Genomic DNA, 2592 nt, shown 5'->3' with positions numbered 1-2592 from the left:
TAGCTGTAAGAGATAAGGTTGTCTTTTCTCCATTAGTCATATCTAGTTTTTCGATATTTTTAACATGGCTAAAGTCTATGCTATTATCAGCTACTTTTAATGTATCAAATCCGGCTCCGCCGTCGATAGTCGAAGTATCTTGAATACTTGCATTTTTACCGATAGAGATAACATCATCTCCGCCACCGCCGCTTATCATAGAACCGCCGCTCATATTTAAATTTTTACCTATTGTAATTATATCACCGTCATCGTTGCTACCAGTTCCAGCACTTCCATTATTTCCCCAGTCGCCGTGTATGCCAGCGTTATTAGTAAGCGTTAGGTTGTCGCCCGCAGTAATAGTATCGGCTCCACCGCCACCTTTGATATCCGCCCGGTCTTTAAGGGTAACGTTATTTGCGATATTTACAGTATCATTGTATCCTTGGCTGCCGTCGTCCATATGGATATCAGAATCCGATACGATGGCGCCGTTTCCCATATTTAAGACATCCGCACCGTATCCTAAATCCACATGCGTATCTCCGCTAACGGTGCCGTTTATGTTTAGCGTATCGACATCGTCTCCAGTTATAAGCTGAGAATGTTCTACGGTAGCGCCCGATGCTACGGTTATAGTATCACTACCTCCGTTAAGATCGAATGTCGCGTTTTTAACGATAGCTCCGGCATTTACGTTTACATGATCCTCGCCGTTACCGTTTACTATTTTGGTTTGATACTGTCTATTGGCTATAGCGTCCGATTGATCGCCAAATACCGCTCCGGAATTTATATTTACGGTATTTTTTGTTCCTTGTAATTCCACGGTAGTTTTACTAAACGTACCTCCGGCGATATTTACGACGTCTCCGTCTCCACTATACGTTCCTCTTCCGGTACTTATCTTGGTTTCGGTAAAATTTCCGCCGTTTATATTTATCTCATCGTCTCCGTCACCGCCGGTTATTTCAGATTTTTTAATTATCCCCCCACTTATATTTATCTCATCTGTTCCTGAGCCGCCGTAAAATTTTAGGTTTGTGAGTGTTCCGTCTTTTATATTCGTTATCGTTTTACTACGAGAAGTATAAATTTCAGAGTCTGTAACCTCGCCACCGTTTATATTTATGGTATCTATATCGTTGGTATCACCGTATGAATGATCTAGTCCAGAATAAATCTTGCTACCGTTTACCACTTTAGAACCCGCATTAATATTTATAGTATCGCTACCGTATCCGGCTATAATGTTCGAGTTATCTATTACTGCTCCGGCACCGATATTTATCTTATCATCTCCGATTCTAGCGTCTATTTTACTATTTTGTTTAAATGTAGAGTTGGTAATGTTTATAATATCGTTATCGTCATCGTCACCGTACCAATGAGGCCTATCTACTAAGCCGGAGAGTAGTTCCGCGCTATTAGTAAAGGTAATGCCGTCGATGTCGACTTTGTCATTACCATCCCCAAAATTTATTACGCCTCCTTTTATAATTATCCCTTTTTTGAAATTTATCGTATCTTCGCCGTTACCCATATTTATATTAGCCGTATCTAGATTTTCATCTATATATGCAGTATCGTTTCCGTTTCCGGCAGATATAGTAGCACCCCCATTTACGATAGAGCCTTGTTTAATATAAATAGTATCGTTACCGCCGCCCATACTTACGCTACTGCGTCCGCTTAGCGTAGCTCCGCTTTCTATATGAAGTTCGCTGTGTTTATCTTCATTATCGACATCGCCCGCTTCTATCCTGGCTTTACCGTCGACGGTTCCTCTAACGTATACGGTATTGTTACCCTCGCCGGCTTTTATTCTTGATTCTCCGGATACGTGCCCGTTTATATTTATCGTATCATCGCCGCTTCCAGTACTTATCTCATTAAAATGATTTGGATTACCGATCATATTGCCATCTATATTTACAGTATCGTTTCCGGCTCCAGTTTTTATACTTCCCCAAGATAAATTTGCGCCGTTTTTAATATTAACCGTATCATCATCCTCACCGGTATCTACGCCAAGAAATTTGTTAAAAGTTGCTCCGCTTTCGATATTAAACGTATCTTTTCCGCGTCCGGTACTTATTGCGGCATATCCGCTCGTTTCTCCGGCAAAATTTACGGTATCATCGCCGTCTTCGGTGTCTATCCTTGTACTATTGCCTAGCTTACCCTTGATATTAACTACGTCGCCTCCCTCGCCGGTGCTTATATCGCTATTTTTTACCTCTGCTCCGGCTTCTACGTTTACGGTATCTACACCAGTACCAGTATGCGTATTTTTTACTTCCACATTATTTAAAAATTTAACTCCGTCTCCGCCTACGCCACTATACACGGAATTAGCTTTGGTATTATCTACAATAATAGCGCTTCTATTATCTCCGCCAAATACGTTAAGATCCGTATTACCCTCTATAGAATTAGCGTAATTAGAAAGCCTACTAGAATCGGTCACAGCCAAATCTGATGCATCATCTTGACCAATAGCTAGTTTACCATCATTGCTTACATACCAACCATCTTTATGTTGGAATGCACTAGGAGTAGTAGGATCATCAGGAGTTAGATAATCTCTACCATCAGTATGTCTATATA

Annotated in this window: 1 protein-coding gene; it reads right to left on the bottom strand. The window is 40.9% G+C overall.

Going from position 1 to position 2592, the window contains the following annotated elements; all coding sequences use genetic code 11:
• Positions 1-2592: beta strand repeat-containing protein (locus CVS93_RS09725; RefSeq protein ID WP_159071540.1), on the bottom strand; the 2592-nt coding region annotated here is incomplete at both ends.

The sequence above is a fragment of the Campylobacter concisus genome, from assembly GCF_003048535.1.
Taxonomy (GTDB): domain Bacteria; phylum Campylobacterota; class Campylobacteria; order Campylobacterales; family Campylobacteraceae; genus Campylobacter_A; species Campylobacter_A concisus_S.
The sequence above is the reverse complement of the archived record's forward strand: the minus strand, read 5'-3'. Positions and strand labels throughout refer to the sequence as shown.